Source organism: Streptomyces chilikensis (assembly GCF_001642695.1).
Classification (GTDB): Bacteria; Actinomycetota; Actinomycetes; order Streptomycetales; family Streptomycetaceae; genus Streptomyces; species Streptomyces chilikensis.
The window spans coordinates 1-6575 of sequence record NZ_LWCC02000139.1; the positions used below are offsets into that span (position 1 = coordinate 1).

6 protein-coding genes are annotated in these 6575 nt (G+C 74.6%); 4 read left to right on the plus strand and 2 right to left on the minus strand.

What is annotated here, in order from left to right; translation table 11 throughout:
- On the minus strand, positions 1–1383 hold a 1383-nt coding region (locus A2U95_RS27285; protein ID WP_166027874.1), incomplete at its 3' end, for a DHA2 family efflux MFS transporter permease subunit.
- 154 nt (positions 1384–1537) lie between these two features.
- On the opposite strand from A2U95_RS27285, the gene A2U95_RS27290 reads away from it, so the two are divergent.
- On the plus strand, positions 1538–2035 hold the full coding sequence (locus A2U95_RS27290) for a MarR family winged helix-turn-helix transcriptional regulator (RefSeq protein ID WP_338104495.1): 498 nt from the start codon (positions 1538–1540) through the stop codon (positions 2033–2035).
- Between the two features lie 87 nt (positions 2036–2122).
- On the opposite strand, the gene A2U95_RS27295 is transcribed toward A2U95_RS27290, so the two are convergent.
- Positions 2123–2815: an IclR family transcriptional regulator gene (locus A2U95_RS27295; RefSeq protein WP_240958226.1), complete on the minus strand. Its 693-nt coding sequence runs from the start codon at positions 2813–2815 to the stop codon at positions 2123–2125.
- 273 nt (positions 2816–3088) lie between these two features.
- Here A2U95_RS27295 and A2U95_RS27300 point away from each other — a divergent pair, with 273 nt between their 5' ends.
- The 3 genes from A2U95_RS27300 to fahA all read left to right on the plus strand — a co-directional run bounded on the left by A2U95_RS27300 (position 3089) and on the right by fahA (position 6423).
- Positions 3089–4288 (plus strand): homogentisate 1,2-dioxygenase, encoded by a 1200-nt coding sequence (locus A2U95_RS27300; protein WP_166027878.1) that lies wholly within the window; start codon positions 3089–3091, stop codon positions 4286–4288.
- On the plus strand, positions 4285–5145 hold the full coding sequence (locus A2U95_RS27305) for a hypothetical protein (protein ID WP_166027880.1): 861 nt from the start codon (positions 4285–4287) through the stop codon (positions 5143–5145). Before A2U95_RS27300 ends, A2U95_RS27305 begins: the two co-directional genes overlap by 4 nt.
- 72 nt (positions 5146–5217) lie before the next feature.
- On the plus strand, positions 5218–6423 hold the full coding sequence (gene fahA, locus A2U95_RS27310; protein ID WP_166027882.1) for a fumarylacetoacetase: 1206 nt from the start codon (positions 5218–5220) through the stop codon (positions 6421–6423).
- Positions 6424–6575 lie beyond the last annotated feature (152 nt).

Sequence of the window (6575 nt, forward strand, 5' to 3'; positions counted from 1 at the left end):
GGCCCGGTCCGGCATCGTGAAGGCGAACACCGCGGCGAGGGCGGAGACCACCGCGAGCACCAGGTAGGCGTCCTGGAAGGCGGAGACCGGCGGGTGGGCGTCGACGCCCGTGCCGACCGGGGCGGCCGAGGCCAGGACCGCGATGGCCACGGCGGGGGCGGCGGCCCCGGAGGCCTGCCGGACCACCGTGTTGAGCGTGGAGGCGTGGGAGACGTCGGCCTGCCCGATGCCGGTGAAGGACGCGACCGTCGTGGGCATGAACACCCCGCCCATCGCCGCGCCGAGCAGGAACATCAGCCCCCGGAACGTCCACAGCGAGGAGTCCGCGTCCAGCCGGGAGAAGGCGACCAGCACCAGGGCGACGCCGATCAGGCCGAAGCCGGCGAGACGGCGCGGGCCGATCCGGGCGTAGAGGGGGGTGACCACCTGCATGGTGAGCAGCACGCCGAGCGCCTCGGCGAAGGTGCTGGAACCGGACTCCCAGGCGCTCAGCCCCAGGCCCTGCTGGAGGAAGAGCGGGCCGAGGAACATCGCCCCCATGAAGGCGAGGAAGCCGAGGAAGGCCGTGATGTTGGTGTCGCGGAAGAGCCGGTCGCCGAACAGCCGGAACCGCAGGGCCGGTTCGGGCACCCGGAGCTCGACCGCCACGGCGGCGGCCAGCAGCACCGCGCCGCCGACCAGGCCGGCCAGCACCGGCGCGCTGCCCCAGCCCATCTCGGCGCCCTCGCTGACGCCGAACATCAGGCCCGCGGTGCCGAACGCGGTGAGCACCAGGCCGGGGACGTCCAGCCGGCCGGGGACGTGGTCGCGGTGCTGCTCGAGGAAGAGCAGGCCGAAGAGGAGCACGGCGACGCCGATCGGCACGTTGGCGTAGAAGACCCAGCGCCAGTTCATGTGGTCGACCAGCCAGCCCGCCCCCATCGGCGCCAGCGCGGGCGCCACCTGTTGCGGGATGATCATGTACCGGGAGACCTTGACCTGCTCCGACAGGCTGAAGGTCCGGTAGAGGAGAGCGCCGCTGACGGGCAGCAGGATGCCGGCGGCCAGGCCCTGGAGGGCCCGCCAGAGGACGAGTTCGCCGAGCGAACCGGCCACGCCGCAGAGTCCGGACGCGGCGGTGAAGACGGCGAACGAGACGAGGACGGTGCGGCGTCCGCCGAAGCGGTCGCCGAGCCAGGCCGACACGGGCACGGCCAGGCCGACGCAGACCGGGTACACCACCACGACGGCGTCGAGGCCGGCGGTGGCGAGACCGAAGTCGCGTCCGATGGAGGGCAGGGCGACGGTGGTGCCGACTCCGTCCACGATGGACATGAACGCGGTGACCACACAGACGACGGGGACGACTATGCGCTGGTCGAGGCGCAGTGAGCGAACGGGCATGTGCTGAGCATACTCAGTATGTGTAGGCTCAGCACATCGGTTCCGCACATCGCGGCCCGGACCGGTCCGGGCCACCGGCCCGGCTGCCGCCGCCGCGTGCGGTAGGAACGGAGGCATGCAGTCCCAGAGCCGCCACGAGCACAGGAGCGCCACGGTGAGGCAGGTACCAGGCAGTAGTGACCCCTTGGTCGACGAGTTGTTCGCGACCACCCACCGCCTGCGGCTCTTCGTCGACGGCAGGCTGGCCGAGAAGGGCACCACGGTCGCCCAGCTCCGCGCCCTGCGCTTCCTCGCGCACGCCGCGGAGCCGATGCGGATGCGCGACCTCAGCGACATGCTCGGTGTCGCCGCCCGCACGGCGACCAGCGTGGTGGACGCCCTCGAGCGGGACGGCCTGGTGGTCCGCCTGCCGCACCCGACGGACCGGCGCGCCCACCTGCTCGCCCTCACCGACGCCGGCCGCACCTGCCACCAGGAGGCGGAGGACATGGACCGCGAGGCCCTCCGCACCGCCACCGGCGCCCTCGACGACGAGGACCGCGCCGTCCTCCGCGGGCTCCTCACCCGCATCCGGGACACCGTCGCCGCCGCGGAGCTGAACGGCTCCCGGGAGTCCCTCGCCGCGGGCCCGTCGAGGACCTCCGGCGGCTGACGCCCCCGGGCCGCCTCCCGCCGCCGTCCGCCTCCGGCCGTGCGCGGGCCGGACGGTCCCGCGCACGGCCGGTGTCGCGCCGGACGGTCAGTGGTCCCGCGGCCCCGGTGCGGCCAGGGCCCGGGTCAGGCGTTCGGCCGCGGCCAGGACGGCCGGGACCGCCTGCCGCGCGAGGTCCTCGCGGTGCGTGAGCGTCGTGACGGCGGCGGGCTGCTCGTGCGCCTGGCGGACGACCGGTGAGGCCACGCCGAAGACGCCCGGGATGAGCTCCTCGCAGGTGAGGGCGTATCCCCGGGCCCGCACCTCGGCCACCCGCCCGGGCTCGCCGGGCCGGGGCGGCAGCGCGGCCAGCAGGGCGAGGCCGCCGGCGCCGAGGTCCAGCGGGTCGCGGTTGCCCACGCGGTAGGAGAGCCGGGCGCCCGAACCGGGTGGCTCGACCACGGCGACGGCCACCGCGTCGTTCCCCTCCGGCACCACCAGGCAGGCCGTGACGCCGAGTTCGGCCGCCAGGTCCCGCAGCACGGGCCGGGCCGCGTCCAGCAGCGGCGGCCGGGTGAGCTCGGCCAGGGTGAAGAAGGCCAGCCCCACCCGGTAGCGGTTGGCGTCGTCCTTGGCCGCGAAACCCTGCCGCACCAGCGCGCCCAGCAGCCGGTAGGCGACCGAACGGTGCACCCCGAGCCGCGCCCCGACCTCGCTCGCCGTCAGGCCGTCCCGCTCCTCGGCGATCATGCGCAGCGCCATGAGGCCCCGCTCCAGCGTCTGCGACCCCTCCGCGGCCACTTCCCACCTCTTCCACCGGGCACGACGACCAGCGAGAACGGGGCGATCTTCCGTCGCCCCCTTGACCGGACGACCCTACCGCTCGCATCGTGTTTCAACATCCACAACAACGTGTTTCGTTATGTGCAACAAGAGGGCGCGGGTGTCGCCGTGACCGTCCTCCGGGCCGGCGGGGCGGAGGACCCCGGCACGGACGCCGGTGAGCCGTTCGCCGGGCACGCCCGGAGCGACGCACGCTGAACAGGAAGCACCGATCCGAAAGGAGGCCGGGCCATGGCCCACTACCGCAGCCTCGGCGCCGTCCCCCCGAAGCGGCACACCCAGTTCCGCCCCGAGGGCGACGCGCTCGCCTTCGAGGAGCTGATGGGGGAGGAGGGCTTCTCCTCCGACTCCTCGCTGCTGTACCACCGCCACATCCCGTCCGCGATGACCGGGTCCGAGGTGTGGGAGCTGCCGGACACGCGGACGGTGCCCAACCATCCGATGAAGCCGCGGCACCTGAAGCTGCACGAGCTGTTCGCGGACGACGCCTGGCGGGACACCGACGTGGTCGACGGCCGGCGCCTGGTCCTCGGCAACGGCGACGTGCGGATCTCCTACGTCGTCGCCGGAAGGCCCTCGAAGCTGTACCGCAACGGCGTCGGCGACGAGTGCGTGTACGTCGAGTCCGGCGCCGCCCGGGTCGAGACCGTCTTCGGCGTCCTCACCGCCCGCGCCGGCGACTACGTGATCATCCCCCGCGCGACCACCCACCGGTGGATCCCGCAGGGCGAGGAGCCGCTGCGCGCCTACTGCGTCGAGGCCAACAGCCACATCGCCCCGCCCCGGCGCTACCTGTCCCGGTACGGCCAGCTCCTCGAGCACGCCCCGTACTGCGAACGCGACCTGCGCGGCCCCACCGAGCTGATCCAGGAGGACGGCACCGACGTCGAGGTCCTGGTCAAGCACCGCGGCTCGGGCGGGGAGATCGTCGGCACCCGCTTCGTGCAGGCGCACCACCCGTTCGACGTGGTCGGCTGGGACGGCTGCCTCTACCCGTACACCTTCAACATCGCGGACTTCGAGCCGATCACCGGCCGGGTCCACCAGCCGCCGCCGGTCCACCAGGTGTTCGAGGGCGTCAACTTCGTCATCTGCAACTTCGTCCCCCGCAAGGTGGATTACCACCCGCTGGCCATCCCGGTGCCGTACTACCACTCCAACGTCGACTCCGACGAGGTGATGTTCTACTGCGGCGGCGACTACGAGGCCCGCAAGGGCTCCGGCATCGGCCAGGGTTCGGTCTCGCTGCACCCGGGCGGCCACGCCCACGGCCCGCAGCCGGGAGCGTACGAGCGGTCCATCGGGGCCGAGTTCTTTGACGAACTCGCCGTCATGGTCGACACGTTCCGTCCGCTGGAACTGGGCGAGGGCGGCCGGGCCTGCGACGACGGCGTCTACGCCTGGAGCTGGGCGGGAGGCCGCCGCGCATGACCGTCCCCGGTGAACTGCTGGACCGGCTCGTCGACGACGCCGGCCTGTTCCCGCCGACCGCGCTGCCCATGGACCAGGCGGTGGAACGCCACCGGGCGGACGCCGGGGCCGCCGAGGCGATGCACACGCACCGCTTCCTGGTCCCCGCCTCCCGCGTGGGCGAACTGCGGCGACTGCTGCGCGACGACGAGGTGTTCGAGCTCGGACTGATCGCCGACCGCGGCGCCGACGGCCTGGCCGCGGCGTGCGCGGAGGCCGCCGCCGACCCGCGGCTGCGGCTCGCCCTCCTGGAGGTGCCGCTCGCCGCCTTCGGCGAGGACGAACGGCCCGCCCTGGAGGCGGTGTCCGCCGCGCTGGAGGACGTGCCCGCCGGTGTCCCGCTGTACGCGGAGCCCGTGGTCCAGGCGCGCCCCGAGCCGCTGCTCACCGCGCTCGCCCGGCACGCCGGCCACCGCCCGCTCGGCGCCAAGCTCCGCTGCGGCGGCGTGCGCGCCGACCTGTTCCCGAGCGCGGAGCGGGTGGCGTCGTTCGTGACCGCGTGCGTCGCGGCGGGCGTGCCGTTCAAGGCGACGGCCGGACTCCACCAGGCGGTCCGCCACACCGATCCCGGGACGGGCTTCACCCACCACGGGTACCTCAACCTGCTGCTCGCCACGGCCACCGCCGCGAACGGCGGCGACCGGGACGCGGTCCGCCGCGTCCTGGAGACCGAGGACGCCGCGGAACTCGCCCGCCGGGCGAAGGAGCTGACCGGCGCGCAGGCCGCGGCCGCGCGCCGCGCCCTGGTCTCCTACGGCTCCTGCTCCACCGCCGCCCCGGTCCGCGAGGCCCGGCTCCTGCTCGGCCCGCCCTCCTGACCCGCTCCTGCTCCCGCCCCCGCCCCGCACCCGGCCTCCCCGCCGGACCGACCGCGCTGTGAAGGACCACCGATGACCACCACCTGGGTCCCCGTACCCGACGGCTCCCCCTTCCCGATCCAGAACCTCCCCTACGGCGTCTTCACCCCGAAGTCCGGCGGCGCCCCCCGGGTCGGCGTCGCCATCGGCGAGCAGGTCCTCGACCTCGCGGCCGCCCTCGGCGACGACGTGTTCGCCCGGGGCTCGCTGAACGCCTTCATGGCGCAGGGCCGCACCCGCTGGCAGCGGGTGCGTGCGGAGACCACCCGCCTGCTCGCCGACGAGGCCCACCGCGCCGCGGTCGAGCCGCACCTGTACGCCCAGGCGGACGTCACCCTCGGCATGCCCTTCGAGCCGGGCGACTACGTGGACTTCTACGCCTCCGAGCACCACGCCTCCAACATCGGCCGCATGTTCCGCCCCGACGGCGACCCGCTGACCCCGCAGTGGAAGCACCTGCCCATCGGCTACCACGGACGGGCCGGCACCCTGGTGCCCTCGGGCACCCCGGTGGTCCGCCCCCGCGGCCAGCAGCGGCCCGCCGAGGCCGGCGGCCTGCCCGGCTTCGGCCCGTCCACCCGCCTGGACATCGAGGCCGAGGTCGGCTTCGTCGTCGGCACCCCCTCCGAGCTGGGCCGCCCGGTCTCCGCCGACGACTTCCGCGAACACGTCTTCGGCGTCACCCTGGTCAACGACTGGTCGGCGCGCGACATCCAGAACTGGGAATACGTGCCGCTCGGCCCGTTCCTCGGCAAGTCCTTCGCCACCTCCGTCAGCCCCTGGGTCGTCCCGCTCGACGCCCTGGAGGCCGCCCGCGTCGCACCGCCCGCCCGCGAGCACGAGCCGCGCCCCTACCTGGCGGAGAAGGAGGACTGGGGCCTCGACCTCACCCTCGAGGTCCGCCTCAACGGCCACCTGGTCGCCACCCCGCCCTTCGCCACCATGTACTGGACCCCCGCCCAGATGCTGGCCCACATGACGGTCAACGGCGCCTCCCTGCGCACCGGCGACTTCTACGCCTCGGGCACCGTCTCCGGCCCGGCGGCGGACCAGCGCGGCTCCTTCATGGAGCTGAGCTGGGGCGGCGCCGAACCCTTCGCCCTGCCCGACGGGACGAAGCGCACCTTCCTCGAGGACGGCGACGAGGTCACCATCACCGCCACCGCCCCCGGCGCCGACGGCGTGACCATCGGGTTCGGCGCGGTCACCGGCCGCGTCCTGCCCGCCGTGGACGCGTGAGCGCGGGCGGGACGGTGACGACGGCGGCCGGTGTCGGTGCCGGACTCGGCCGCCGCGGCTCCGCCGGCCGCCGCGCCGCGGCGTGCCGCGACACCTGACCGGCCCGCCGCGCGGACCGTGCGCCGGCGGCCCCGGGCCGGTCGCCCCGCACG